Annotated in this window: 26 protein-coding genes; 20 read left to right on the forward strand and 6 right to left on the reverse strand. The window is 68.4% G+C overall.

What is annotated here, in order from left to right:
• The first annotated feature begins 164 nt into the window (after positions 1-164).
• On the forward strand, positions 165-1,496 hold the full coding sequence (locus IBJ82_RS02280; RefSeq protein ID WP_194825124.1) for a pitrilysin family protein: 1,332 nt from the start codon (positions 165-167) through the stop codon (positions 1,494-1,496).
• Positions 1,497-1,541: 45 nt separating this feature from the next.
• Positions 1,542-3,059 carry a lipopolysaccharide assembly protein LapB gene (locus IBJ82_RS02285; protein WP_194824279.1) on the forward strand — a complete coding sequence of 506 codons (1,518 nt, stop codon included), beginning with the start codon at positions 1,542-1,544 and terminating at the stop codon, positions 3,057-3,059.
• Position 3,060: 1 nt separating this feature from the next.
• On the opposite strand, the gene IBJ82_RS02290 is transcribed toward IBJ82_RS02285, so the two are convergent.
• A complete protein-coding gene (locus IBJ82_RS02290) occupies positions 3,061-3,399 on the reverse strand; it encodes a helix-turn-helix transcriptional regulator (protein ID WP_194824280.1) in 339 nt (112 codons plus the stop codon).
• A gap of 107 nt (positions 3,400-3,506) precedes the next feature.
• On the opposite strand from IBJ82_RS02290, the gene IBJ82_RS02295 reads away from it, so the two are divergent.
• A complete protein-coding gene (locus IBJ82_RS02295; RefSeq protein WP_194825125.1) occupies positions 3,507-4,700 on the forward strand; it encodes an MFS transporter in 1,194 nt (397 codons plus the stop codon).
• 41 nt (positions 4,701-4,741) lie between these two features.
• Here IBJ82_RS02295 and IBJ82_RS02300 read toward each other — a convergent pair whose 3' ends face one another.
• A complete protein-coding gene (locus IBJ82_RS02300) occupies positions 4,742-5,137 on the reverse strand; it encodes a VOC family protein (RefSeq protein ID WP_194825126.1) in 396 nt (131 codons plus the stop codon).
• Between the two features lie 134 nt (positions 5,138-5,271).
• On the opposite strand from IBJ82_RS02300, the gene IBJ82_RS02305 reads away from it, so the two are divergent.
• The 8 genes from IBJ82_RS02305 (at position 5,272) to IBJ82_RS02340 (ending at position 12,453) form a co-directional block, all read left to right on the forward strand.
• Positions 5,272-6,378, forward strand: a complete 1,107-nt coding sequence (locus tag IBJ82_RS02305) for an alcohol dehydrogenase catalytic domain-containing protein (RefSeq protein ID WP_194824281.1) — start codon at positions 5,272-5,274, stop codon at positions 6,376-6,378.
• A gap of 98 nt (positions 6,379-6,476) precedes the next feature.
• Positions 6,477-7,223 carry a 4-hydroxy-tetrahydrodipicolinate reductase gene (gene dapB / locus IBJ82_RS02310; RefSeq protein ID WP_194824282.1) on the forward strand — a complete coding sequence of 249 codons (747 nt, stop codon included), beginning with the start codon at positions 6,477-6,479 and terminating at the stop codon, positions 7,221-7,223.
• Between the two features lie 53 nt (positions 7,224-7,276).
• Positions 7,277-7,717, forward strand: a complete 441-nt coding sequence (locus tag IBJ82_RS02315; protein ID WP_370585111.1) for a hypothetical protein — start codon at positions 7,277-7,279, stop codon at positions 7,715-7,717.
• Between the two features lie 5 nt (positions 7,718-7,722).
• Positions 7,723-8,175, forward strand: a complete 453-nt coding sequence (locus IBJ82_RS02320) for a flavodoxin family protein (RefSeq protein WP_194824284.1) — start codon at positions 7,723-7,725, stop codon at positions 8,173-8,175.
• Positions 8,176-8,302: 127 nt separating this feature from the next.
• Positions 8,303-8,977, forward strand: coding sequence for a response regulator transcription factor (locus IBJ82_RS02325; protein WP_194824285.1), 675 nt, complete (start codon positions 8,303-8,305; stop codon positions 8,975-8,977).
• The gene (locus IBJ82_RS35255; protein WP_370585112.1) at positions 8,974-10,188 is read left to right on the forward strand and encodes a sensor histidine kinase; all 1,215 of its coding nucleotides are present in this window, start codon (positions 8,974-8,976) and stop codon (positions 10,186-10,188) included. The genes IBJ82_RS02325 and IBJ82_RS35255 overlap by 4 nt, the downstream gene beginning before the upstream one ends.
• The gene (locus IBJ82_RS02335; protein ID WP_194824287.1) at positions 10,188-11,213 is read left to right on the forward strand and encodes a hypothetical protein; all 1,026 of its coding nucleotides are present in this window, start codon (positions 10,188-10,190) and stop codon (positions 11,211-11,213) included. The genes IBJ82_RS35255 and IBJ82_RS02335 overlap by 1 nt, the downstream gene beginning before the upstream one ends.
• 40 nt (positions 11,214-11,253) lie before the next feature.
• Entirely contained in the window at positions 11,254-12,453 is a 1,200-nt protein-coding gene (locus IBJ82_RS02340; RefSeq protein ID WP_194824288.1) for a winged helix-turn-helix domain-containing protein, read from the forward strand.
• A gap of 12 nt (positions 12,454-12,465) precedes the next feature.
• Here IBJ82_RS02340 and IBJ82_RS02345 read toward each other — a convergent pair whose 3' ends face one another.
• Positions 12,466-12,912: a hypothetical protein gene (locus IBJ82_RS02345; protein WP_194824289.1), complete on the reverse strand. Its 447-nt coding sequence runs from the start codon at positions 12,910-12,912 to the stop codon at positions 12,466-12,468.
• A 114-nt stretch (positions 12,913-13,026) separates the two neighbouring features.
• Here IBJ82_RS02345 and dapA point away from each other — a divergent pair, with 114 nt between their 5' ends.
• Positions 13,027-13,935, forward strand: coding sequence for a 4-hydroxy-tetrahydrodipicolinate synthase (dapA, locus tag IBJ82_RS02350; RefSeq protein WP_194824290.1), 909 nt, complete (start codon positions 13,027-13,029; stop codon positions 13,933-13,935).
• On the forward strand, positions 13,932-16,031 hold the full coding sequence (locus tag IBJ82_RS02355; RefSeq protein ID WP_228536396.1) for a ribonuclease J: 2,100 nt from the start codon (positions 13,932-13,934) through the stop codon (positions 16,029-16,031). Before dapA ends, IBJ82_RS02355 begins: the two co-directional genes overlap by 4 nt.
• Positions 16,032-16,150: 119 nt before the next feature.
• Here IBJ82_RS02355 and IBJ82_RS02360 read toward each other — a convergent pair whose 3' ends face one another.
• Complete coding sequence (locus IBJ82_RS02360) at positions 16,151-16,288, reverse strand: hypothetical protein (protein WP_194824291.1); 138 nt, start codon at positions 16,286-16,288, stop codon at positions 16,151-16,153.
• Positions 16,289-16,520: 232 nt separating this feature from the next.
• Here IBJ82_RS02360 and IBJ82_RS02365 point away from each other — a divergent pair, with 232 nt between their 5' ends.
• Together IBJ82_RS02365 and IBJ82_RS02370 are read left to right on the forward strand one after the other, a co-directional pair.
• A complete protein-coding gene (locus IBJ82_RS02365; protein ID WP_194824292.1) occupies positions 16,521-19,067 on the forward strand; it encodes a DNA translocase FtsK in 2,547 nt (848 codons plus the stop codon).
• A gap of 432 nt (positions 19,068-19,499) precedes the next feature.
• A complete protein-coding gene (locus tag IBJ82_RS02370) occupies positions 19,500-20,477 on the forward strand; it encodes a TerC family protein (RefSeq protein ID WP_194824293.1) in 978 nt (325 codons plus the stop codon).
• A 65-nt stretch (positions 20,478-20,542) separates the two neighbouring features.
• Here IBJ82_RS02370 and IBJ82_RS02375 read toward each other — a convergent pair whose 3' ends face one another.
• Both IBJ82_RS02375 and IBJ82_RS02380 read right to left on the reverse strand, forming a co-directional pair.
• Complete coding sequence (locus IBJ82_RS02375; RefSeq protein ID WP_194824294.1) at positions 20,543-20,827, reverse strand: YciI family protein; 285 nt, start codon at positions 20,825-20,827, stop codon at positions 20,543-20,545.
• Positions 20,828-20,855: 28 nt separating this feature from the next.
• Complete coding sequence (locus IBJ82_RS02380; protein ID WP_131816631.1) at positions 20,856-21,422, reverse strand: amino-acid N-acetyltransferase; 567 nt, start codon at positions 21,420-21,422, stop codon at positions 20,856-20,858.
• A 255-nt stretch (positions 21,423-21,677) separates the two neighbouring features.
• On the opposite strand from IBJ82_RS02380, the gene pgsA reads away from it, so the two are divergent.
• The 5 genes from pgsA (at position 21,678) to IBJ82_RS02405 (ending at position 25,345) form a co-directional block, all read left to right on the forward strand.
• Complete coding sequence (pgsA, locus tag IBJ82_RS02385; RefSeq protein WP_194824295.1) at positions 21,678-22,313, forward strand: CDP-diacylglycerol--glycerol-3-phosphate 3-phosphatidyltransferase; 636 nt, start codon at positions 21,678-21,680, stop codon at positions 22,311-22,313.
• On the forward strand, positions 22,310-22,801 hold the full coding sequence (locus tag IBJ82_RS02390) for a CinA family protein (RefSeq protein ID WP_194824296.1): 492 nt from the start codon (positions 22,310-22,312) through the stop codon (positions 22,799-22,801). Before pgsA ends, IBJ82_RS02390 begins: the two co-directional genes overlap by 4 nt.
• Before the next feature lie 91 nt (positions 22,802-22,892).
• Entirely contained in the window at positions 22,893-23,345 is a 453-nt protein-coding gene (locus tag IBJ82_RS02395; protein ID WP_063004535.1) for a helix-turn-helix domain-containing protein, read from the forward strand.
• 195 nt (positions 23,346-23,540) lie between these two features.
• Positions 23,541-24,365, forward strand: a complete 825-nt coding sequence (gene pspA / locus IBJ82_RS02400; protein ID WP_056811431.1) for a phage shock protein PspA — start codon at positions 23,541-23,543, stop codon at positions 24,363-24,365.
• Positions 24,366-24,469: 104 nt separating this feature from the next.
• Positions 24,470-25,345 (forward strand): hypothetical protein, encoded by an 876-nt coding sequence (locus IBJ82_RS02405; RefSeq protein WP_228536397.1) that lies wholly within the window; start codon positions 24,470-24,472, stop codon positions 25,343-25,345.
• Positions 25,346-25,370 lie beyond the last annotated feature (25 nt).

Genomic DNA, 25,370 nt, shown 5'->3' on the forward strand with positions numbered 1-25,370 from the left:
ATAGTGAGGCAATACGCGCACGTCGCCAGCTCCCGTTCGAGAGGTTGAGGACCCATGCCAGAACAGCCGTCCGGTGAGACCGGGTGACGAGGTCGAAGCACATCGAGTCGGATACCAAGCCAGATGAGGACACCGCTATCGAGGATCGGGTGGCAGAGCCGAAGTTGACCGAGTCGAGTTCCGAATCCGCTGACGCCGTGTCCACCGACGGTGGGGTGCGCCGCACCGTGCTGCCCGGTGGCCTGCGAGTGGTCACCGAACACGTGCCGGGCGTGCGTTCGGCCTCCATCGGGGTGTGGGTAGGCGTCGGTTCACGCGACGAAGGCCCCACCGTGGCAGGCGCCGCGCACTTCCTCGAACACCTGCTGTTCAAGGCGACACCGACGCGCACCGCCCTCGACATCGCGCAGTCCATGGACGCGGTCGGCGGCGAACTCAACGCGTTCACCGCCAAGGAACAGACCTGCTACTACGCCCACGTCATCGACGAGGACCTGCCGCTGGCGGTCGACCTGGTCTCCGACGTGGTGCTCAACGGGTTGTGCCGCGCGGCCGACGTCGACGTGGAGCGCCAGGTGGTCCTGGAAGAGATCGCGATGCGCGACGACGATCCCGAAGACCTGGTGGCCGATTCCTTCCTCACCGCCATGTTCGGCGACCACCCCATCGGTCGCCCGGTGATCGGCAGCGTCGAATCCATCGAGAACATGCAGGCCGCACAGTTGCGCGGCTTCCACCAGCGTCGCTACCGACCCGAGCGCATGGTGGTCGCGGTGGCGGGCAACGTCTCTCACGAACGCGTCGTGGAACTGGTGCACCGCGCGTTCGGGCCCCATCTCGACACCGCCGCCGAACCCGCGCCGCGTCGCGAGGGGAAGTTCCGCGCCCAGGGTGCCCCCGGACTGATCAGGATCAATCGCGACAGTGAACAGACCCACCTCGCCTTCGGCGTGCGGGCATTCGGCAGGCACGAAGGCCAGCAGCGTTGGCCGCTGTCGATCCTCAACACGATCGTCGGCGGTGGCCTGAGTTCGCGTCTGTTCCAACGCATCCGGGAAGAACGCGGCCTGGCGTACTCGGTGTACTCGAGCGTGGACACCTTCGCCGACACCGGCTCGTTCTCGGTCTCGCTGGGCTGCCAGCCCGAAAACCTCGGCCAGGTGACGACATTGGCGCGCGATGTGCTCGACGACATCGCGGCCAACGGTGTCACCGACGCCGAATGCGCCAGGGCCAAGGGCTCTTTGCGTGGCGGACTGGTGCTCGGTCTCGAGGACTCGGCATCGCGGATGAACCGCATCGGCCGCAGCGAACTCAGCTACGGCAATCACCGCAGCGTCTCGGCCACCCTGGCTCGCATCGACGCCGTGACCACCGAGGAAGTCTGCGACATCGCCGCCACCCTGCTCGCCCGCCCCTACGGTGCGGCGGTGTCGGGGCCGTACCAGCGCACCCGCGACCTGCCCGCCTCGGTGCGAAAGCTCGTCGAGCGCTGAGCGATTCGGCTCGGGGAGCCGAACGCTCGGGGGAGGGGATCGGTCATGCCGGTACAGGTGGCGTTGGAGCGGGCTCGCGTAGCCCAGGAGATCGGGCGGATCGAGGAGGCGCGGCGAATTCTCGGGACGGCGCTGGCGGACGCGCCCGACGACCCGCGCGTGCTGGTCGCACTGGCGGACATCGCCTACGACCTCGACGAGTACGACGACACCGTGCGCTTCGCCGGACAGGCGCTGCACGCTGATCCCGACTCCGCCCGGGCGCACCAGCTGGTGGCGATGGCCTACCCGATGCGCGAGGAGTGGGACCTGGCGCTGGAACACGGCCACACCGCCGCCCGGCTGCGGCCACACGACGCGGGAACCCTGCTGTTGCTGGCGTGGTTGTACAGCAACGGCCCACGCAAGGATCCGGACCGGTCGCGCGCGGCGGTGGTCGACGCGGTCGCGCTGGCACCCGACGACGCCTTCGTCCACTGTTCGGCGGCCGAGACCTACCAGCGGCTCGTCGACAGCGACGGGGTTCGGCGCCACATCACGGCCGGGCTGGCGATCGACCCGCTGCACGTCGACCTGCTGCGGATGCAGGCGCGAGCCGAATTCGAAATCGGTGGTTTCGACGGTGGCCGCAAGGCCGCCATCGCGACCCTGCGCGGCCTCCTGGCCGACGCGCCGACCGATACCGAGGCGCGACGCCTACTCGCCGAAATGCACTGGCGGGCACTGCTCCGACTGGCGGCGTGGGTCTGGGCTTTCGCGGGTTGCTTTGCGGCCGTGGCGATGTGGGCGCCACCGATCGTGTTGCGGGTGGTCTCCCCGATGCTGTTCGCGGCCCTGCCGCTCGCCTGGTACGGGGTGTTTCGCAAGGTGCGCGAGCAACTACCACCGGGTTATCTGCGAGCCAGGGTGGCGCGGCGACCGCGAGTGCTGCTGGCGCTCGCCGCGGTGGCGGTGTCGGGACTGATCGTGGATCTGGGTGCGATCGTGACGCGGTCGGAATTCGCCGGGCTGGTGCGGTTGGGATGCGTTCTGCTGGTGCTCGGCGCCCTCGGTGCCGCCTTCGGACATCTGCTGCTGTTCACGGCGTGGATGCGGCGTGGTCTGGATGATCCCGATCCCGATGACGGTGTGGACTTCGCCGCAACCCAGATCGTCGTACTCGGCATGTTCGTGATCCCGTTGGTTGTCGTCGCGGGGTTCGTGCGGGGGTGGGCGCGTCAGCCCGCGGTGTTCGGTGCGCTGGTCGCGGTGCTCGGCGTCGTGCTCGTCACCCTGCTGATCGAGGCCGGGATCACGGTCTGGCTCGACCGGCGCGCGTTCCGCCACACCTGGGGGCTCGCGGTGGTGGCGTTGGGCGTGCTGGTGCTGCTGGCCGGGGCAGGTCTGGCGGTGCGGTGGGGTGGCGGCGAGATCGTCGACGGAGAAGTGCGCGGGCGCGAATGGGTGGTGGCGCCGACAGCGCCGACGACTACGCGTCGCCCGCTGACCACGATCCCGAGCCGATTGCTGCAGACACCGATCAGGCCGCTACCGAGTAGCGCGGAGCCCACCGCGCCGCGCTAGCTCACGCCGAATGCGTGTCGGCGCGGTTCGCGGCGTCGACGATCGAGCCGAGCAGGCCGGGGACGGCGTGCTCGACGGCCTCGGTGCGCAGGTTCTGGTAGGTCTGGCCGTCGATGGTCAGGCGCTCGATCAGGCCCGCTTCGCGCAGGATCTTGAAGTGGTGGGTCGCGGTGGATTTGTTGATCGCGTCGTAGAGGGCCGCGCAGCGGATCGGGGCGGCCGCGTTGCTCAGACGGCGGACCATTTCCAGGCGAACGGGGTCGTGCAGGGCGCCGAGGACGGTGGGGAGCGCGGCGACGGGTATGGTCGGCGCCGGGGGAAGATCTTTAGCTTGTGTCATGATTCACCTCGCTCGGGGGTTTGATAATCATCATACTCGGCGTAGCGTGAGGCTCGTTCGATGGATATCAAACTCTGCTGATGGGGGCTGCTGTGGCAGCGACAACGATGGCTCCGGTCGAGGCCGGGCAGCGCTGGGCGTACGGGCTCGTCCTGGCCGCGAGCGCGGTGGCACTCGGTGTTTCCGGGGCGCCCGCTCCGCTCTACGGTATCTATGAGACCGAATGGCATCTGTCGTCGCTGACCACGACCATGGTGTTCGCCGTGTACGCCTTCGCGGCGCTCGGCGCGGTGCTGGTCTCCGGCCGGATCTCCGACGTGGTCGGCCGCAAGCCGGTGATGATCGGCGCCTTCGTCACCATGATTCTCGGGCTGGTCGTGTTCCTGCTCGCCGATTCGGTGCCGATGTTGTTGCTGGCCAGGGCATTACACGGCGCGGCCGTCGGGGCTACCGTTGTCGCGGGCGCTGCGGCGCTGCTGGATCTACGGCCCGAACGAGGTGCGCGATCCGGGCAGCTCACCGGTGTGGCGTTCAATGTCGGCATCGCGATCGCGGTCCTCGGCACCGCGGTCCTCGCGCAATACGCGCCGTCGCCGCTGCGTACGCCGTATGTGGTGATCGCGGTGGTGTGTCTGGCCGCGGGAGCGGGCATCCTCGCCCTTCGCGAACCGCATACTGCCAGAGTGAAGGCGCGCATCACCATCGCGAAACCCTCTGTGCCGCAAGAGATCAGGGCTGATTTCTGGTTCTCCGCGATCGGCGTGATGGCCGCCTGGTCGGTGCTCGGCGTGCTGCTGTCGCTGTATCCGTCGCTGGCCGCGGCCGAGACCGGCATGCACAACCTGGTCTTCGGCGGCGTTGTCGTCGCGGGCACCGCGCTGGTCGCCGCCTTGGTCCAGCTGTTCGCCACCCGCGTTCCGGCCCGCCGCGCCGCGGTGATCGGTGACCTCGGCATGGCGGCGGCGCTGCTCGCCACCATTCCGGCGCTGGCCACGAAACAGCCTGCGGTGGTGGTACTCGCGGGGCTGGTGCTCGGCGCCACCTTCGGACTCGGGTTCGGTGGGTCGCTGCGCCATCTGTCCGAAGTCGTTCCGCCGCATCGCCGTGGCGAGACGATGTCGGCGTTCTACCTGCTGGCCTACTCGGCGATGGCGTTGCCGACGTTGGCGGCGGGCTGGGCAGCGACGACGTGGGGGATCGCGACAGTGTTCCCGTGGTTCATCGTGATCGTTTCGGTGGCCTGTGTCGGTGCCGCACTGTTGGGTCTGCGCGGGATCCGGGCAGCCGCGAAACCGGTGTAGAACAGGCCGGTCCCGACGGAATCGGGACCGGCCTGCGTGTTCTACTCGGGCCAACCGCCGTACGGAACGGTGATCAGTTCCAGGAAGTGGCCGTTGGGGTCGAGGAAGTAGACGCCACGACCGCCGTCGTTGTGATTGATCTCGTTGACCCCGTGTTGCTGGGGGTCGGCCCAATGGTCCAGTTTGTAGCGCTGGATCTTGGCGTAGGCCGCATCGAACTCGGTCTCCGAGACCAGGAACGCGTAGTGCTGTGGCTGGATCTCGGAAACGAAGGGCGGAACCTTGGCGAAATCGAAGGCCGCTCCGTGATCGAGGGCGATCGGAATGAACGGCCCCCACTCTTTTCCTATGTCCAACCCGAGGATGTCCGCCCAGAACTCGGCGGTTTCCCGATTATCGCGACATCCGACAATGGTGTGATTGAACTGCACTGACAGGGGATTTCTCCTTGTTCGTGATGGCGCCGACCCTGGGCACGGTACGAGGCGGCCGACAGGAGCACCATCACCGAGATCGAGGTTAGCGACAGATCCCGGAACCTGTAAAGAGCTCTCGCGGTAGCGTCGCGAGCATGAAGATTCGTGGAGCCGTTCTGGAACGGATCGCCGACCCGGCGCCGTTCGCCGATTCACAACCGATCACCGTGTGCGACCTGGAATTGGCCGAACCGGGACCGGGTGAATTGCTGGTGCGGATCGAAGCGGCCGGACTGTGCCACTCGGATCTGTCGGTGGTGGACGGCAATCGGGTGCGCCCGGTGCCGATGCTGCTCGGCCACGAAGCCGCGGGCATCGTCGAATCGGTGGGCGCCGGTGTCGTCGATGTGACGCTCGGGCAGCGGGTCGTGATGACGTTCCTGCCGCGCTGCGGTGACTGTGCCGGCTGCGCGAGCAACGGGCGCACGCCGTGTGGGCCGGGCAGTGTGGCCAACAACGCGGGCGAACTGCTCGGCGGCGGGCGACGGCTCACCCGCGACGGCGAGCAGGTGCAGCACCACCTCGGCGTCTCCGGCTTCGCCACGCACGCGGTGGTGGACCGGCGTTCGGTGGTGCCCGTCGACGACGACGTGCCGCCCGAGCTGGCGGCGGTGCTGGGTTGTGCGGTGCTCACCGGCGGTGGCGCGCTGCTCAATGCCGCGAAACCCGGTGCGGGAGAACGGATCATGGTGGTCGGCCTCGGTGGCGTGGGGATGGCGGCCGTGCTCGTCGCGGTCTCGCTCGGGCTCGGTGAGGTGATCGCCGTCGATACCGTTCCCGAAAAGCTGGCGCTGGCACGCGAATTCGGGGCGACGGTGGCCTGCACGCCGGGCGAAGTCGCCGAGCAAGGGGTACTGGCCGAGGTCGTGGTCGAAGCGGCGGGCAATGTTCGCGCGTTCGAAACCGCCGTCGCCGCAACGGCACCCGGTGGCGTCACCGTGACGGTCGGCCTGCCCGCCCCCACGGCCACCGCCACGATCTCGCCGCTGGCGCTGGTCGCGCAGGGCCGCACGATCATCGGCAGTTACCTCGGTTCCGCGGTTCCCGCCCGCGATATTCCCGAATATGTGCGGATGTGGCGCGCGGGCAAGCTGCCGTTGGAGCGGCTCGTCTCTTCCCGCATCGGACTCGACCAGGTGAACAAGGCGATGGACGATCTCGCGGCGGGCGCGGCGCTACGGCAGGTCATCGTCTTCGACTGACGCCTCGCCCGGCTCGATGGCGTGAGGTCGGCGCCGCGGCCCCGTCGGCTGCTCGATAGGCTTGCCCGAGCAAGCTGAGTCGAGGACGAGGAGATGCGGTGACCATTCGGGTCGGAGTGCTCGGAGCACGCGGCAAGGTCGGGCAGGCGATCTGCGCGGCGGTGGAGGCGGCGCCCGATCTGGAGCTGGTGGCGCAGGTCGACAAGGGTGACGCGCTCGAGACGTTCACCGAGAACGGCACCCAGGTGGTCGTCGATTTCACCCACCCCGATGTGGTGATGGGCAACCTGAGATTCCTGATCGCGAACGGCATCCACTCGGTCGTCGGTACCACCGGCTTCGACGAGGCTCGCCTCGCCGAGGTGCGCGGGCACCTGGCACAGCGGCCCGAGGTGGGGGTGCTGATCGCGCCGAACTTCGCCATCGGCGCCGTGCTGTCGATGCGCTTCGCCGAGCAGGCGGCACGGTTCTTCGACTCGGTCGAGGTCATCGAGCTGCACCACCCGAACAAGGCCGACGCCCCCTCCGGCACCGCCTATCGCACCGCCGCGGTGATCGCCGCGGCCCGCGCCGAGGCCGGGGTCGGGATCAGCCCCGACGCCACCACCACCGAACTCGAGGGCGCTCGCGGTGCCGACGTGGACGGTGTGCGGGTTCATTCGGTGCGGCTGGCCGGGCTGGTCGCGCATCAGGAGGTGCTGTTCGGCACCCAGGGCGAGACCCTGACCATCCGCCACGACTCCATCGACCGGTCCTCGTTCGCGCCGGGCGTGCTGCTCGGGGTGCGCGAGATCGCCGGGCGGCCGGGCCTGACCGTCGGGCTCGACCCGTTCCTGGATCTGTGAGCGCCTCCGCCGACCAGCGACCTGATCGGCAGGTTCTGAAAATCGTTGCGGTCGTGGCATTTCTGGTTGTCGCGCTGCTGTTCTACTTCGTCCGGCTCGGTGGTCTCGCCATCGCCTACATCGCCGACGGCGGGTTCGCGGGTATCGCGATCGGCATCGGCATGCTGCTGCTGCCCGTTGTCGGTATCTGGATCCTGTGGGCGACCTTGAGCGCGGCCTTCGCGCATCAACGGCTGGCCCGGCGTATCCACGAGGAGGGCCTCGAGGTCGACACCTCGGAGCTGCCGCGCCGACCCTCGGGCCGGATCGAACGCGACGCGGCCGACGCCCTGTTCGCGCAGATCAAGACCGAATGGGAAGCCGACCCGGACAACTGGCGCTCCTCCTATCGGCTGGCCCGCGCCTACGACTACGCCGGCGACCGCGGCCGCGCCCGCGACACCATGCGCCGCGCGGTGGCACTGGAAAAACTGGAACGCGACCCAGGAGAGTAGCGAGCATGGCCCGGTTGCTGATCATCCACCACACCCCGTCCCCGCACACCCAAGCGATGTTCGAAGCGGTCCTCGCCGGAGCGAGCGACCCGGAGATCGAGGGGGTCGAGGTGGTGCGCCGGGCCGCGCTGGCGGTGACCGCTGTCGATGTGCTCGAAGCCGACGGCTACCTGCTCGGCACCCCGGCCAACCTCGGGTACATGAGCGGTGCGCTCAAACATGCCTTCGACACGATCTACTACCCCTGCCTGGACTCCACGCGGGGGCGTCCCTACGGGCTCTATCTGCACGGCAACGAGGGCACCGAGGGGGCAGAGAGCAGCGTGGAGCGAATCACCACGGGCCTCGGCTGGCAGCGCGCCGCCGACGCGGTGGTCGTCTCGGGACCGCCGAGCAAGGCCGATCTGGAGAAATGCTGGGAACTCGGCGCGACCATCGCCGCAGGCCTGATGCAGTAGCTGGTCCGCCGGAGTGGGCCCGCCCCGAATATTGGTGGGCTGACACGCGCCTAGGGATGCGGTAGAACTCGAGACCGACGTGTTGCGGGTTGGCCGCGGTGGGTGTTCTTCAGATGGGGAGTGGTCGGTGAGCGAGTTGGAGCAAACGCGCACGGTGCGACGGGTCGGGCTGGTGGAGGACCACGAGTCCGTGGCGATCGGATTGGCGGCCATGCTCGGCCCCGAACCCGATCTGGAACTGGTGGCGGTGGCGGAATCCGTCGCCGGGCTGCTCGCCGAGACCGCCGATCTCGATCTCGTCGTCCTCGACCTGCGCCTGCCCGACGGGTCGACGCCCGAGGACAATGTGACCGCGCTACGTGAACGCGGCATCGAGGTGCTGGTGTTCACCGGCGCCGACAACGCCTTTCTGGTCCGCTCCGCCGCCAAGGCCGGTGTGCTCGGCGTGCTGCGCAAGTCGGAGAGTGTGGCGACGGTGGTCGCGGCGGTGCGCCGGGCCGCGTCGGGTGAGCAGGTGGTGACCACCGACTGGGCCGCCGCCATCGACGGCGATCCCCAGCTCTCCGACGTCGGGCTCAGCCCGCGTCAGGAGGAAGTGTTGATGCTGTACGCCTCGGGGGAGAAGGCCTCGCGGGTGGCTCGGCTGACCGGTCTGTCGGAACAGACCGTCAACGACTACCTCGGCCGCATCCGGCAGAAATACTCCGACGCGGGCCGCCCCGCCCCGACCAAGACCGATCTCTACAAACGGGCCGTCGAAGACGGGTGGTTGCCCGTGCCGGAAAGGCAGCAGCGCACGTGAGTGACCTCGCGGTCGCGACGGCGCCCGCACCGGTCGGCGACGTCGAATTCTCGCGGGCGGCGACCGAACAGATCCTGCGCAGACTCGGGCTGGTGATCGGAACCGGCGCCACGATCGTGATGGTGCTGGAACTGCCCGCGGTGCTGGTTCAGCCGATCAACCAGTCGATCTGGCCGGAACTGCATCTGGTGGCCGCGTATGTGATGTTCGGGGTGCTGGCGCTGGTGTCCACGCGCGGCCCCGCCGAGGCGATCCGGCGCACCGCCGCTGTGGCCGCGGTGTGTTATCTCGCGGCGACCTTGGCGACGCCGCTGGTGTATTCGGTGGTGCACATCGGTTCGTTCGCGTCCTGGCCCTACCGCGGGTTGGCGGTGGGCGTGATGGCCGCGGGGCTGGCGTGGCCCCGGCGCGGTGCGGCCGCATTCGGCGCCCTGCTCGCGGTGGCGACCAGTGTGTCCAATGCCCTTGTCGTGCCCGGCAGTTCGATGTGGGCGCTGTTCGGCGACATCACCAGGGGACTCGGTGTGGCGGCGCTGTTCCTGTGGTGCGTGGTGTACGCGCGCGCCGCCGCCGAACGCGTCGACCGGGAAGCGGTCCGTCAGCGCAGCCGAGCGGCGGCGGTCGCGGCGACGTCGGCCAGGGAACGCGAGGGCGCGCGCTTCGCGGCGCTCATCCACGACGCGGTGCTCTCGACGCTGCTGGAAGCCTCGCGGGCGCAGGAGTCCTCGTCGGTGCTGCGCAATCAGGCCGCGCGCACCCTCGAACAGCTCGAGCTGTCGCGGACCGCGCCCGAGATCGACCACCTCGACGCCGCCGCGACGATCGAATTCCTGCGCGAGGCGGTGCGCGAGGCGGAGTCCGAGTTGCCGGTGCAGGTGTCCTCGCGACGCGCGGCGGATCTGTGCCTGCCGATCGAGGCCGCGCAGGTGCTCGGGGCCGCGCTCTCGGAGGCGGTGCGCAACAGCGTGCGCCATGCCGACGTCGCGGGTCGGACGGTGCGGCGCGGTGTATCGGTGACCATCGCGACCGGGGGCATCCGGGTGGTGCTCTCCGATGACGGCGCCGGGTTCGACCCGGCGCGGGTGTCGGCCGACCGGATGGGGATCGCAGGCAGCATTCTGGGCCGGATGCGCGCGCTCGCCGGCGGCGCGGCCTTCGTGGAATCGGCGCCCGGCGCGGGAACCGTGGTGACTCTGGTGTGGGGGAGTTGATGGTCGAGCGTGATCTGCCGTTCGCGATGCGCGACCTGTTCGGCCTCAGCGACGGCACGGCATGGCTGTTCGTGGTGATCTTCGAAGCCACCATCGTGATGTATCTGCGGGTGAATTTCGATATCGCGCCGCCCGCGGCCGCATTCGCCGCGCTGGTGCTGATGACCGTGGCGGCGCTGGTGGTGCTGGTGTTCCCGGTGGATCCGCTGCCGTGGCCGGTCACGATCTTCGTGGCGTCCGCGGGGCCCGCGGCGATGGCGCTGACCGTGCCATGGCTCGAGAGCTCCTCGGGGTTCGCCCACCAGATGTGGACCGCCTACCCGACGTCGTATCTGCTGGCGATGCTGGTGCTGCGCGGGCGGATACTGTCGGCCTGGGTGGGGGTGGCGGCCGCCGCGACGGTGCTGGTGACGATGGGCGTGTTCACCAGTTGGCATCCCGAAACCGTGGTGCGTGCGCTGACGCCGGTGGCCACGGTCGGCGCGGTGACGGTATTCATGTCGATCGTGCGGCCCACCCAGCGTTCGCTGCGGGAACTGCGCAGCGAGGCCAATCGCCGGGCGGCGACCGAGGCGGCGTTGGCCGCGGCCAACGCCGAGCGGGATCGTCAGCTGGGGGCGCTCGACCGGGTGGCCGGGCCGCTGCTCGCCCGCATCGCCGCGGGGATCGAGCTGACCGACACCGAACGCGAACAGTGCAGGCTGCTCGAAGCCGAACTGCGCGACGGTCTTCGGGCGCCGCAACTGGTCACCGACCGGCTCAGCGCCGCGGCGCGCGCGGCCCGATCGCGCGGGGTCGAGGTCACCCTGCTCGACGACGGCGGCTTCCTCGGCGTGCCGGAGTGGGTGCGCCACAACGTGATCGAGGCCGCGGTCGACGAACTCGACATGGCGGGAGCGGGCTCGGTGACCGTACGAGTCCTCCCGGTCGGTCGACGCTGGGTGGCGACTGTGTTGGCTGCCGCGCCGGGCGGAGATCGACGGACCGAGATCGACACCGCGGGCGAGGTTCGGGTCTCCACCTGAGCGCCGAAAACCTGTCGGACCCCTGTGCCAGGCTGAGGGAATGCAGCGGATGAATGCGGCGCAGGCCCGTCGAACGGCGCTGGCCGCGCAGGGCTTCGGCAAGCGAAAGCCGACCAACCCGAAGCGGCGGGCGATACTCGATGTGGTCGCCAGAACCCGTCTGCTGCAAATAGATTCGGTATCGGCGGTGGTGCGCGCGCATTACGCGCCGGTGTTCAGCCGGATCGGCCCCTACGATCGCAGCCTGCTCGACGGCGCCGCCTGGAGCGACAGCGCGAAGGCTCGGCGGGGACTGGTGGAGTACTGGGCGCACGAGGCCGCGCTGATCCCGGTCGCCGACTGGCCGTTGATGCGCTGGCGGATGGCGGAGTACCGGCACGGGCGCTGGTCGGGGATGCGCAAGGTCGTCGAACGCAATCCGACACTGGGCAAGGACATTCTCGATGTCGTGACCGAGGTCGGCGCGGCGAGCGCGGGGGAGATCGAACGCCATCTGGAACTGGACAAGCCGCGCCCGAAAGGGACCTGGTGGAACCTGAGCGACACCAAGATGATCTGCGAGCAGCTCTTCGCCGCGGGTGAGCTCTCCACCGCGCGTCGAGTCGGCTTCACCCGGCACTACGACCTCACCGAACGAGTCGTCCCGGCCGACGTGCTCGGCCGCGAGATCGGCGAGGAAGACGCCGTGCGCGAGCTGATCCGCCGCGCCGGCCGCGCCCTCGGTATCGGCACCGAGGCCGACCTGCGTGACTACTACCGCCTTGCCCGTCGCCAGAGCGCCCCGGCGATCGCCGACCTGGTCGACGCGGGCGAACTGGTGCCGGTCGACGTCGACGGCTGGGACGCGCCCGCCTACCTGCACCCGGAGGCCGCCACCCCGCGCCGGATCACCGGCACCGCACTGCTGTGCCCGTTCGATCCGCTGATCTTCTTCCGCCCGCGCACCCAGCGGGTCTTCGACTTCCACTACCGGATCGAGATCTACACCCCCGAACCCAAACGGGTGCACGGCTATTACGTCTTCCCGCTGCTCGTCGACGGCAAGCTCGTCGGCCGGGTGGATCTGCGCGCCGAACGCGCCACCGGCCGACTGCTCGCCCCCGCCGCGTTCGCCGAGCCCGGCTACGCCACCGCCGAGACCGCCCAGGCGTTGCGCGGGGCGCTGCGGGAAATGGCCGACTGGCTCGAACTCGACGAAGTCGTTATCGGCGAACGCGGCGATCTCGCCCCGCTGCTGTGATGGCGACCGCGCCTACCAGGCCTTGCCGCCGTATCCGCGCATCTGGTCCTTCAACGCGCCGCTGACGGCACCGGAGAGCCAGGAGTTCAGCGACTGACCGTTCTGCTGGGCCGCTTCCTCCGCGCGCGACTTGAGCTGTTCGACCAGTCGCAGGGTCACCCGGCTGATGTCACCGGTCATCTCCTCGAAGGTCTGGGGCTCCTCCGCCCCCGACGGGGTGTTCTTGCGCACGTCGGCCTTCGCCTCGGTGCCCTCCAGACGGACGTGCACGGTGCGGTCACCGAGCTCGGTGCTGATCTCGGCGGCCAGTTCCGACAGCGCCGAGAGCAGTACCAGCCGACTCGAACTCTCCACCGCGGCGGCGAGGGCGGCGGCGGTGGCCTGCGTTTTCTCGTCGCCGAGCGCGGCGGCGGCGATCAGTTCCTCGCGCAACCGCGCGGTATGAGCATTCAGATCCATGACATCAGTGTGACGTCATAAATGACATCACGCAAGGTGGAAAGCGCCCAGCGGCCGCCGCTTCGGCCGCTAGGGTGTCGAGGCACATCCGGCGACCGGGTAGCCTTTCTGACCATGACGAACGGTGAATCGACGCCAACGGAGCTGCACGCGTCCGGCACGGTAGGTGTCGCGATGGTGACCCCCTTCAGCGCTGCGGGCAAGCTCGACGTCGATGCCGGTGTCGCACTGGCGGCACACCTGGTCGACCGTGGGGTCGACCTGCTGATCATCTCGGGTACCACCGGCGAGTCGCCGACCACCACCGAAACCGAGAAGGCGGACCTGCTGCGGGCCGTCGTCGACGGCGTCGGCGACCGGGCCACCGTGGTCGCCGGGGCGGGTACCTACGACACCGCGCATTCGATCGAACTGGCGCGTACCGCCGAGAACGCGGGTGCGGACGGTCTGCTCGTCGTGACGCCGTATTACTCGCGGCCCACGCAGGAGGGGCTGATCGCGCACTTCACCGCGGTCGCCGACGCTACCGCGCTGCCGATCACCCTCTACGACATTCCACCGAGGTCGGTGGTGCCTATCGCCATCGACACGATCCGGCGCCTTGCCGAGCATCCCAACATCGTCGCGGTGAAGGATGCCAAAGGCGATCTCGTCTCCGGAGCCGATCTCATCGCGACCACCGATCTGGATTTCTACTCCGGTGACGATGGACTGAATCTGCCCTGGCTCTCGGTCGGTGCGATCGGATTCATCAGCGTCATCGGCCACCTCGTGCCGGAACGACTGCGCGAGATCCACCAGGCCTACACGACCGGTGACGTGGCCAGGGCGCGAGAGATCAACGCGACACTACTGCCGCTGTACGCGGCCATGACCCGCCTGGGAGGTGTGGCGATGTGTAAGGGAGGACTCCGATTGCTCGGCATCGACGTAGGTGAGCCCCGTTTGCCCCAGCTGATGCCGACGCAGGCACAACTGGAGGAACTGATGCTCGACCTGCAGGCAGCGGGGGTGTCGGCATGACCGAACCCGTAGCCCGTAAGCCCCGTCGCCGTTCGGCATCGCGCGCCGCCGGTGCGCCCGAGCTGATACCTGTGGAGAGTCCGCAGGCCGCGGTGAAGAAGGTGGTTCCGACCGAGGAAGCCCCCGCAAGGAAAGCTCCGGCTATCGCCGAACCGATCGCCGAGGTCGCCGCCGAGGCGAACCTGGCGGGTTCCGCCGAAGCGGGCACCGACCTGCGCGGCGTCGCCGAGGAAGGCGTCACCGCGAAGAAGACCGCGCCGCGCCGTGCCAGGACGAAGCCGGCCACCGAAGCCAAGGGCAAGCAGGCCGAAGCCAAGAGCAAGCCCGCCGAGCAGTCCCGCGGCGCCGGTCGTGGGAGGCAAGGCGGCGGTCGCGGTCGCGGTGCGGCACCGGTCGCCGAGCCGCGCGAGAAGGCCGCCCACGACAAGCTTGGCCCGCCGCCGAAGCTGGCGAAGAACGGTCTTCGCCTGTTCGCACTGGGCGGTATCGGCGAAATCGGCCGCAACATGACCGTGTTCGAATACGGCGGCAAGCTGCTGATCGTCGACTGCGGTGTGCTGTTCCCCGAGGACCAGCAGCCCGGCGTCGACCTGATCCTGCCGGACTTCGGGCCCATCGAGGACCGGATGGCCGACGTCGAGGCCATCGTGCTCACCCACGGCCACGAGGACCACATCGGTGCCGTGCCGTTCCTGCTGCGTCTGCGCCAGGACATCCCGGTGATCGGCGCCAGGTTCACCCTCGCCCTGGTGGCGGCGAAGGCTCGCGAGCACCGCTTGCAGCCCAAGCTGCGCGAGGTCGCCGAGGGTGAGACCACCGTGCACGGCCCGTTCGAGATCGAATACTTCGCGGTCAACCACTCGATCCCCGACGCACTGGCGGTCGCGATCCGCACCGGCGCGGGCGTGGTGCTGCACACCGGTGACATCAAGCTCGACCAGCTGCCCCTGGATGGGCGCCTCACCGACCTGGCCGGCTTCTCGCGCCTGGGCGACGAGGGCGTCGACCTGTTCCTGGTCGACTCCACCAACGCCGAGGTCCCCGGCTTCGTCACCCCCGAGCGCGAGATCGGTGGCGTGCTCGACAATGTCATCGGCAAGGCCACCAACCGCGTCATCGTGGCCTCGTTCGCCAGCCACGTGCACCGCATCCAGCAGGTCGTCGACGTCGCGCAGAAGTACAACCGCAAGGTCTGCTTCGTCGGGCGTTCGATGGTGCGCAACATGGAGATCGCGCAAGACCTGGGCTACCTGACGGTGCCCGACAATGTCGTGGTCACCCTTGACCAGGCCGCGAACCTGCCCGGCAACCGCCTGGTGCTGATCTCCACCGGTTCGCAGGGCGAGCCGCTGTCGGCGCTGTCGCGGATGGCGCGTGGCGAGCACCGGCAGATCAACATCCGTGCCGACGACCTGGTGGTGCTGGCGTCCTCGCTGATTCCCGGTAACGAGAACTCGGTGTTCGCCGTGGTCAACGGCCTGGCCCGGCTCGGCGCGACCGTGATCACCCAGCAGAACGCGAAGGTGCACGTCTCCGGGCACGCCTCCGCCGGTGAGCTGCTGTACCTGTACAACGCGGTGCGCCCCACCAACGCCATGCCCGTGCACGGCGAATGGCGCCACCTGCGCGCCAACGCCGCACTGGCCGTGGCGACCGGTGTGCCCGAGGAGCGGGTCATGCTGGCCGAGGACGGCGTGGTGGTCGACCTGGTCGACGGCATCGCCTCCATCGTCGGCCGCGTGCCGGTCGGGCACGTCTACGTCGACGGCCTCTCGGTCGGTGACGTCGGCGAGTCCACCCTGTCGGACCGTCTGGTCCTCGGCGAGGGAGGTTTCATCTCGATCACCATCGTCATCGACTCGACCACCGGAAAAGCGGTCAGCACGCCCGAGCTCAACGGGCGCGGCTTCTCCGATGACCGGACCGCGCTCGACGGCGCGAACGAACTGGTCGAGGCGGAGCTGCTGCGCCTGGCCGGTGAAGGCATCACCGACACCCATCGCATCGCCCAGGGCGTGCGCCGGGTGGTGGGCCGCTGGGTCGCCGACGTCTACCGTCGTCGTCCGATGATCGTGCCGACGGTCGTCGCCGTCTGATCGTCTGATCCGACTGATCGGCTGATCAACTGATCAACTGAAAACCGCTGGGCGACATAGTCGCCCAGCGGTTTTCTTGATATTCGGACCGATGTTCGAAACGATATTCGGACCGGTTCTCAGGCCTGGCAGGCCGCGGAGTCGAGCTGGGCCGACTTCACGATGTTGCACGCGAACACGTGCGAGACCTTCCAGGAATCGTCCTCGGCGACGAAGTCGACGAAGGCATCCTTCACCGGGGTGCCGTCGATGGTCACATCGGCGTTCGCCTCGAGATTGCCGTCGACGGAGAGCCCCCTCGCGCCCGAATCAGTGGCGATCGATAAGGATTCCGTAAGTTCGGGCCGGCGAAACGCGGTTCACGGCGAGATTTCCCCGCGCTGACCGGGGCGCTGCGACCTGCGCATCCACCCTGGATCACCCCGGCGAGCGGGGTGGGACCAGTGTTGCGGATGGTCTCGGAGGTGCTCGAGCGGCTAGCCTGAGGTCATGGCAGGTAAGTCCCGCAGCACCACGACCTCTCGTGCGCGGGCGGGATCGACCAGGGGGCAGACGCCGGCGGCGCGGTCTCGTTCGGCGACCCCGCGAGCGACGGCGGCTCCACGTGGGCGCACCACACCCGTGCGCAGGCCGGTCAAACGCGCCTCCAACACCGCCCCGCTGGCCGTGATCAGCCGCGGCATCGGCAGTAGCTGGACCATGCTGGCGCGCGGGGTCGGCGCCACCACGCGCACGCTGAGCCGGGCAGGCGAACTGGACCACGGGCACCGTCGCGACGGCATCGGCTTGGCACTCATCGCGTTGAGCGCGATCATCGCCGCCGCGATGTGGCTCTCGGCGGGCGGACCGGTCGGCCGTTTCCTCGAAGACGTCGTGCGGGCGATCGCCGGTTCGGCGGCCGTGCTCGCGCCGATTCTGCTGGTCGCGCTCGCGGTGGTATTGATGCGCACCGAACCGCATCCGGAGATCCGGCCGCGGCTGGTCCTCGGTGGGCTGCTCGTGGTGCTGCCCGCGCTGGGTGTGTGGCATCTGGCGGCCGGGTCCCCGACCGATGCGGACGGCCGCTCCACGGCGGCGGGCGCGTTGGGATACGCGATCGGTGGACCGCTCGGCCAGGGCCTCACGCCCTGGCTCGCGCTGCCGATCCTGTTGCTGGCCATGATGTTCGGCGTGCTGCTGCTCACCGGAACCACGGTGCGCGAGGTGCCCACCAAGCTGCGCGAATACTTCGGTCTCGGCGAATACGCCGACGACAGCGACCCCTACGATCCGGCCAACTACGACGCCGACGGATTCCCGGTGCACCGCAACCGAACCCGTCGCCGCGGCGGCAACCCCGACGACAACTACTCACCCGAGGAGTTCAGCGGCTCCGACGCGGTCACCGAGTCGCTGGGCGAACCGCCGCTGCGCGATGCCAAGCCGATCGAGGAACCGCCGGCGCCCGCGCCGAAACCGGCGCGCAAGCGTCCGGTGGTCAAGCCGGTCGACCAGACCCCGCCGCCGCCACCGGAACCGGAGTTCGTCACCGACCGCGTCGTCGACGGCGATTACACGCTGCCCCCGCTCACCCTGCTGCTCGACGGCGATCCGCCCAAGAAGCGTTCGGCGGCCAACGAATCGATGATCGAGGCGATCACCGAGGTGCTGGTGCAGTTCAAGATCGACGCCGCGGTCACCGGCTTCGTGCGCGGCCCGACGGTCACCCGCTACGAGGTGGAACTCGGTCCCGGCGTCAAGGTCGAGAAAATCACCGCGCTGGCCCGCAACCTGGCCTACGCCGTCGCCACCGAGAACGTGCGCCTGCTCGCGCCCATCCCCGGCAAATCGGCCGTCGGCATCGAGGTGCCCAACGCCGACCGCGAATTGGTGCGCCTGGCCGACGTGCTGAAGTCGCCGCACACCCGCAACGACCACCATCCGCTGGTGATCGGTCTCGGCAAGAACATCGAGGGCGAGTTCGTCTCGGCGAACCTGGCCAAGATGCCGCACCTGTTGGTAGCCGGTTCCACCGGCTCGGGTAAGTCGAGCTTCGTGAACTCGATGCTGATCTCGCTGCTGCACCGGGCCACCCCCGAAGAGGTCAGGATGATCCTGATCGACCCGAAGATGGTGGAACTCACGCCGTACGAGGGCATTCCGCACCTGATCACGCCCATCATCACCCAGCCGAAGAAGGCCGCCGCCGCGCTGGCCTGGCTGGTCGAGGAGATGGAACAGCGCTACCAGGACATGCAGGCCAACAAGGTCCGCCACATCGACGACTTCAACAAGAATGTGCGATCGGGCAAGATCACGGCCCCGCTGGGCAGTGAGCGCGTCTACCGGCCCTACCCCTACATCCTGGCCATCGTCGACGAGCTCGCCGACCTGATGATGACCGCCCCGCGCGATGTCGAGGACGCGATCGTGCGGATCACCCAGAAGGCGCGGGCCGCCGGTATCCACCTGGTGCTGGCCACCCAGCGCCCCTCGGTGGACGTGGTGACCGGTCTGATCAAGACCAATGTGCCCTCGCGGCTGGCGTTCGCCACCTCCTCGCTCACCGACTCGCGCGTCATCCTGGACCAGCCGGGTGCCGAGAAACTCATCGGCATGGGCGACGGTCTGTTCCTGCCGATGGGTCAGGGCAAGCCGACCCGTCTACAGGGCGCGTTCATCTCCGACGAGGAGATCCAGGCCGTTGTCGAGTTCAGCAAGACCCAGGCCGAACCCGAATACCAGGAGGGCGTCACCGCGGCCAAGGCCGGCGAGGTCAAGGACGTCGACCCCGATATCGGCGACGACATGGACGTGTTGCTGCAGGCCGTGGAGCTGGTGGTCACCTCACAGTTCGGGTCCACCTCGATGCTGCAACGTAAGCTGCGGGTCGGCTTCGCCAAGGCGGGCCGGTTGATGGATCTGATGGAAACCCGCGGTGTGGTCGGTCCCAGCGAGGGCTCCAAGGCCCGCGACGTGTTGATCAAACCCGATGAGCTGGACGGTTTACTGTGGTCGATTCGTGGCGGCGATCCGGGTGCGTCCGACGACGAGTAACGCCGTTCCCGGTTTGCTCTGACCGTGCCGGAAGCAGGCGGCGACGAACGAGGAGGGACCTGGCACGGCTCGTGGTCATCGAAAGGCCCGGAGGTGGATCGGGCGGCGATCGCCTGTTCAGGCGGTGAAGCGGGCGCGCGCGAGGCGGGTACCCGACATCAGTACACCGGGGCAGAGCCGGTGCATCGCGGTTCGGCGCTTGATCTGCGCGGTGGATTCGTTCACGGCTCGCTCCTCTCGGGTCTGTGTCGTCGGGTGATGCGGTGACGGTAGCAGCGGGCGTGGACGCGGCGATAGGGCTTTTTTGTGTGCGCGGCATGTGCGCTGCCGCCGATGTGTGTGAAATCATGGCGGGCAATCGTTCTGCAAGCCAACTGAAACGGACAATTCGGGCATGATGGACGACATGAACTTCATCGATCGGACCACCACATGCAGGTGACCACGCTCGAGTGGGTGATCACCGGACTGGTGATCCTCGGCCTGTTCGTCTTCGACTTCTACGCCCACGTGCGCACCCCGCACGAGCCCACCTTCAAGGAATCGGGCATCTGGTCAGCCGTCTACATCAGTTTGGCGCTGCTGTTCGGCCTGTTCGTCGCCTGGAAATGGGGCGGCACATTCTCGGGGGAGTACTACGCGGGCTTCGTCACCGAGAAAGCGCTCTCGGTCGACAACCTGTTCATCTTCCTCATCATCATGAGCACCTTCGCCGTGCCACGGATCTACCAGCAGAAGGTGCTGCTGATCGGCATCGTGCTGGCGCTGGCGATGCGCGGTGTGTTCATCGCGGTCGGTGCGGCCGCGATCAGCGCCTACAGCTGGGTGTTCTACCTGTTCGGCGCGTTCCTGATCTACACCGCGATCAACCTGCTGCGCGAGAGCGGGCACGAGGCCGAACACGAGCAGAAACGCGACAGCTACATCGTCTCGCTGGCCAAACGGGTCCTGCCCACCACCGACGAGTACGACGGCGACAAGCTCATCACCCGGATCGACGGCAAACGCGTGGTGACCCCGCTGCTGCTCGCGCTGCTGGCCATCGGTTTCGCCGACCTGCTGTTCGCGCTGGACTCGATTCCGGCGATCTACGGTCTCACCGAAGAGCCGTACCTGGTGTTCACCGCCAACGCCTTCGCGTTGATGGGTCTGCGCCAGCTGTACTTCCTCATCGGTGGGCTGCTCGACCGCCTGGTGTACCTGTCCTACGGCCTGGCCGCGATCCTGGCGTTCATCGGCGTGAAGCTGGTGCTGCACGCGCTGCACGAGAACACGCTGTCGTTCATCAACGGCGGTGAGCACGTGAGCGTCCCGGAGATCTCCACGGCGGTCTCATTGAGCGTGATCATCGGCATTCTGGTCATCGCGACGGTGGCGAGCTTGCTGCGCACCCGCCACACCAACGCCTGACACGACCGACAACGACGCTGCCCGGAACCGCTGGGGTTCCGGGCAGTGTTGTCTGTGTGGCTCGACTATTCGGCGAAGGCGCCCATCACCGGCAGCCACTCGACCACGCGGACGGCATCGATCAGGCCGAGCTTCGCGAACGGGTCGTTGCTCAGCAGATCGGTCAGCGAGGGCCCGTCGTCGGCGCGGAACAGCAGCAGTGCGCCCGTACCGTCGGGGTAGGGGCCGCTACTGAGCACCGTGCCCGCGTCGACCAGAGCGTTCAACCAGCCGCGGTGCTCGGGTCGGTTGGTCGCGCGGTCGGTCGCGGTGGACTCGGAGTAGGTGTAGTGGACAGCGAAGATCGGCACAGTCGATCACTTTCTCGCGATGGATTCTCTAGAGGGTGAGCAGCATGCGGGTGTTGCCGAGGGTGTTGGGCTTGACGAAGCTGAGGTCGAGGAATTCGGCGACACCGGTGTCGTAGGAGCGGCACATCTCCGCGTACACCTCGGCGGTGACGGGCGTGCCGTCGATCTCGACGAACCCGTGCCTGCCGAAGAAGTCCACCTCGAAAGTGAGCACGAACACACGCTGCAACTGCAGTTCGCGGGCGACGGTGACCAGGTGCTCGACCACCGCGCCGCCGACGCCGCGGCCCTTGACGACGGGATCCACTGCGACAGTGCGAACTTCGCCCAGATCGGCCCACAGCACGTGCAACGCGCCACAGCCCACGACCTGTCCGTCGAGCTCGGCGACCCAGAATTCCTGCACCGATTCGTACAGCGTGACCAGGTTCTTCTCCAGCAGGATGCGGCCGGCGTACTCGTCGACCAGGCGCTTGATCTCGGGGACATCGGAGGTTCGCGCTCGTCGCACGACCACGCCGGAAACAGGCGCCACAGTGGGCGCGACAGCATGCGCTTCGCTGGTCGGACTGCTCGAGGGTCCCCGTGAGGTCATGGGTGCAGAGTAGTCGGACCGGTTACCGATAGTCTGAACGTGTGCCGCACATCCTGTCGTTCCGCTCCTCGCATCGCGCCGGGCTCGACGACCGGATCGCGTGGCACCGATCGTGCGAGCAAACAGCTCGCGAAACCGTTGGATTTCGGCGCAGTGCCGGTGAATGCCGAGAGGGCAGCGCATGAACGGTCAGCGCCTGGAGGCGGTAGCTCGCGTGGCCACGGAAGGCGCCCGGTCATGCCACGAGGACAGGGCATGAGCGTGCGACCCGAAGAGATCGATCGTGGGTCGAGTGCGGCGACACCGATGCACGCGGTGCCGGAGACTCAGGTTCCGCTGCTCAATATCGCCAATGTGTTGACCATCGCGCGCATCGTATTGGTGCCGCTGTTCGTGCTGGCGTTGTTCGCCGAGGGCGGGCACGACACCCGCTGGCGAGTCATCGCCGCGGCGGTCTTCGGCCTGGCCGCGATCACCGACCGCTTCGACGGGCAACTGGCGCGCAAATACGGGTTGGTCACCGATTTCGGCAAGCTCGCCGACCCCATCGCGGACAAGGCGCTGATCGGATCGGCGCTGATCGGGCTCTCGGTACTCGGCGATCTGCCGTGGTGGATCACCGTGGTCGTCTGCGGCCGCGAAATCGGCATCACGCTGCTGCGGCTGGTGGTGGTGCGGCGCGGGGTGATCCCGGCCGGTCGTGGCGGCAAGCTGAAGACGCTGGTGCAGTCCGTGGCGATCGCGCTGCTGGTGCTGCCGCTGTCGGGTGTGTTCGCCACCGCGGGCATGTGGCTGATGTATCTGGCCGTGGCGCTGACGGTGATCACCGGCCTGGATTACGTGGGGCAGGCGACCAGAGTGTGGCTGGCGGGTGGACGGTCGCGCGCGTGAGTGATCCGCTCGTCGGCGGTGCGCCGGTCGCCGAACTGGTCAGGGCCCTGAACGCGGCGGGTCAGACCGTCGCCACGGCCGAATCGCTCACCGCGGGTCTGCTGGCCGCCACGGTGGCGGGAGTTCCCGGTGCCAGCGCGGTGCTGCGGGGCGGGTTGATCGTCTACGCCACCGACCTCAAGAGTCGCCTTGCCCGCGTCGACGACCACCTCCTTCGCACCGACGGTCCGGTTGCCGCCTCGACCGCTGAACAACTCGCTGTGGGGGCGCGGGCGCAGTGCGGCGCGGACTGGGGTGTCGGATTGACCGGGGTCGCCGGACCCGATTCCCAGGACGGGCATCCCGTCGGCACGGTATACCTCGGGTTGGCCGGTCCACGTCACAGCGAAGTGGTTCGGTTGAAACTGCACGGTGACCGGTGGACGATCAGACTCGGCGCTGTGCACAGTGCAGTGCGTGAGTTGCTTCGCTGTGTCAGTGTGAAGTAGGTCGGTTCGGGAACCACCGGTCCATGCTCGACGTTGTGCCAGAAAGAGGTGAGCACCGCTACGGCGGTGACACGAGGTGGAGGAGAACGAGATGACGCTGCTGCGGGAGGCAATCGGGGACAGTCTGCGGCGTGCGCGTCTCGCCCAGCATCGAACGCTGCGCGAGGTGTCGACCTCCGCGCGCGTGAGCCTCGGCTATCTGTCGGAAGTGGAGCGCGGCCGCAAGGAAGCCTCCAGTGAACTGCTCGCCAGCATCTGCGAGGCACTCGACGTGCCGCTCTCGCGCGTGCTGTGGGACGTGAGCACCCTGATGGCGGGCGCCGACGGCTCCGCGCCGCGCGAACCCGCGCTGACCGGCCCCGCCGCCGAGCGCGAGCCGACCGAGGCCGAGCCTGCCACCCTGCCCGAACCCGCCGCGGGCGAGGCATCCGCCTCCGCGAGCGCGGCGGCCGAGCAGGGCGCGCGCATCGGCATCGCCGAAGACACCCGCATCGTCATCCCGGCCCCCAGGGCCGAGATGCTGGTACTGGTGAAGGGAATGTGACGCGGCGAATCCTGCGCCCGGCGCGCGAGACGCTGCACACCGCTGATGAGAACGGATAGATTCTCATCAGGCGTCGATCGGTCCGGTCATTCCGGTTCGGGTGCCGCATGGTGAAGGATGAGCACGTATCTGGTGCGTGACGGTCGCGTACCACCAGTCGCACGAGCGACGCACAGATGGAGGCGGGATCAATCGATGGCTAATCCGTTCGTGAAGGCCTGGAAGTACATGATGGCCCTCTTCGACTCCAAGATCGAAGAGCATGCGGATCCGAAGGTCCAGATTCAGCAGGCTATCGAGGAGGCGCAGCGTCAGCATCAGGCGCTGTCGCAGCAGGCGGCATCGGTGATCGGTAACCAGCGTCAGCTGGAGATGAAGCTGAACCGCCAGCTCGACGAGGTCGAGAAGCTCAACGCCAACGCCCGTCAGGCCGTCACCCTGGCCGATCAGGCGCAGGCGGCGGGCGACACCGAGAAGGCGATCCAGTACACCAACGCCGCCGAGGCGTTCGCCGCCCAGTTGGTCACCGCCGAGCAGTCGGTGGAAGACCTCAAGGTGTTGCACGATCAGTCCCTGCAGGCCGCCGCACAGGCCAAGAAGGCGGTCGAGCAGAACGCGATGATGTTGCAGCAGAAGGTCGCCGAGCGCACCAAGCTGCTCAGCCAGCTCGAGCAGGCCAAGATGCAGGAGCAGGTCTCGGCCTCGCTGCAGCAGATGGACTCCACCCTGTCCGCGCCGGGCTCCACGCCCAGCCTGGACGCCGTGCGCGACAAGATCGAGCGTCGCTACGCCAACGCGCTCGGTTCGGCCGAGCTGGCGCAGAACACGGTGCAGGGTCGCATGATGGAGGTGCAGCAGGCCAGCGTCCAGATGGCCGGGCACAGCAAGCTCGAGCAGATCCGCGCCTCCATGCGCGGTGACGCGTTGCCCACCGGCAACAATAACGCGGCGATCGACCCGGCGCAGCCTCAGGCCGCACCGGCGCCGAACATCAACAAGGGCCAAGCGGCTCAGCAGTAAGTAGTACGTGGAGTCCGGCGAGGGCGCGGAAACCCGGCGGTGACGCCCGGTGGCCGCGCCATCAACGGTTTCCGCGACGACCGGCACCCGGGGGAAGGACACCGATGAGCGGGAAACTACGGCGCGAACGTGCCGAGATCGTGGAACCGGCGGCGATCACGCAGGCCGCCATGGCGGGCTCGGTGCCCGCCACCCTGCGTGGGGTCGGTGAGCAGGCCCTGGTCGCGGTGCGGCGCTGGGCCGACCCGCGTGAACGTGAATTGCGCCGCCGGCGCCGGGTGCGCAGGCGCAGTTTCCAGCTGGGCACCGTGTCCGGCATCACCACGGTCGGCGCGGTCGGGCTGGCCGTGATCTCGGCGCCCGCCTGGGCGGTCGTGGTGATCGGCGGTGGCGCCGTCGCCTTCGTCACCGGAACCGCGCTCACCGCGCGCCGGTATCTGGAGATGCGTGGCAAACCCCTGCCTCAGGCGGCGTTCGTCGCCCGCAAGTCGCCCGGCCTGCGCTCGGCCGCGCGGGCTCCCATCCAGCGCCTGATCCGCGCCGAACGGGCGCTCTACGACCTCGGCGCCCAGATCGCGCGCACCCGCCGACTCCCCGAAGACGAACTGCGCGACCTGCTCGAGACGGCCCGCTCCGGCGCGGGCGCCCTGCACGCGCTCGCCGCCGACGTGATCGCGATGGAACAGGCCGCCGACACCGTCGGCCGCGCCAACCCCGACACCGTGGCGGCACTGAAATCCACCGTCGTCGGCGTGCTCGCCCGCCTGGAAACCGGCGTGATCGAATACGAACAACTGGTCGCCGCCGCGGCCCGCATTCTCGCGGTCCCGGAAGACTCGGTGCTCGCCTACCAGTTCAACGGCATCGTCGCCGACCTGCGCGAAGCCGCCGACCGCCTCGACGGTTGGGCCCAGGCTCTCACCGAAATGGCAGACCAGGGCACCGACTTGTTCTCCGGCGGAAAGGATTCCGCCCGCTAGGACCCCTCGGACACGCCCCATGTCG

Source organism: Nocardia sp. XZ_19_231, from assembly GCF_015355705.1.
In the GTDB taxonomy this organism is placed as follows: Bacteria; Actinomycetota; Actinomycetes; order Mycobacteriales; family Mycobacteriaceae; genus Nocardia; species Nocardia salmonicida.

Coding starts and splice junctions, on each gene's coding strand:
- dapA (WP_194824290.1), top strand. CDS start 13,027: ATGACGAACGGTGAATCGACGCCAACGGAGCTGCACGCGTCCGGCACG.
- IBJ82_RS02345 (WP_194824289.1), bottom strand. CDS start 12,912: ATGGATCTGAATGCTCATACCGCGCGGTTGCGCGAGGAACTGATCGCC.
- IBJ82_RS02290 (WP_194824280.1), bottom strand. CDS start 3,399: ATGACACAAGCTAAAGATCTTCCCCCGGCGCCGACCATACCCGTCGCC.
- IBJ82_RS02395 (WP_063004535.1), top strand. CDS start 22,893: ATGACGCTGCTGCGGGAGGCAATCGGGGACAGTCTGCGGCGTGCGCGT.
- IBJ82_RS02305 (WP_194824281.1), top strand. CDS start 5,272: ATGAAGATTCGTGGAGCCGTTCTGGAACGGATCGCCGACCCGGCGCCG.
- IBJ82_RS02340 (WP_194824288.1), top strand. CDS start 11,254: ATGCAGCGGATGAATGCGGCGCAGGCCCGTCGAACGGCGCTGGCCGCG.
- IBJ82_RS02335 (WP_194824287.1), top strand. CDS start 10,188: ATGGTCGAGCGTGATCTGCCGTTCGCGATGCGCGACCTGTTCGGCCTC.
- IBJ82_RS02295 (WP_194825125.1), top strand. CDS start 3,507: ATGGCTCCGGTCGAGGCCGGGCAGCGCTGGGCGTACGGGCTCGTCCTG.
- IBJ82_RS02365 (WP_194824292.1), top strand. CDS start 16,521: ATGGCAGGTAAGTCCCGCAGCACCACGACCTCTCGTGCGCGGGCGGGA.
- IBJ82_RS02380 (WP_131816631.1), bottom strand. CDS start 21,422: ATGACCTCACGGGGACCCTCGAGCAGTCCGACCAGCGAAGCGCATGCT.
- IBJ82_RS02320 (WP_194824284.1), top strand. CDS start 7,723: ATGGCCCGGTTGCTGATCATCCACCACACCCCGTCCCCGCACACCCAA.
- IBJ82_RS02405 (WP_228536397.1), top strand. CDS start 24,470: ATGAGCGGGAAACTACGGCGCGAACGTGCCGAGATCGTGGAACCGGCG.
- IBJ82_RS02285 (WP_194824279.1), top strand. CDS start 1,542: ATGCCGGTACAGGTGGCGTTGGAGCGGGCTCGCGTAGCCCAGGAGATC.
- IBJ82_RS02355 (WP_228536396.1), top strand. CDS start 13,932: ATGACCGAACCCGTAGCCCGTAAGCCCCGTCGCCGTTCGGCATCGCGC.
- IBJ82_RS02370 (WP_194824293.1), top strand. CDS start 19,500: ATGCAGGTGACCACGCTCGAGTGGGTGATCACCGGACTGGTGATCCTC.
- pgsA (WP_194824295.1), top strand. CDS start 21,678: ATGAGCGTGCGACCCGAAGAGATCGATCGTGGGTCGAGTGCGGCGACA.
- pspA (WP_056811431.1), top strand. CDS start 23,541: ATGGCTAATCCGTTCGTGAAGGCCTGGAAGTACATGATGGCCCTCTTC.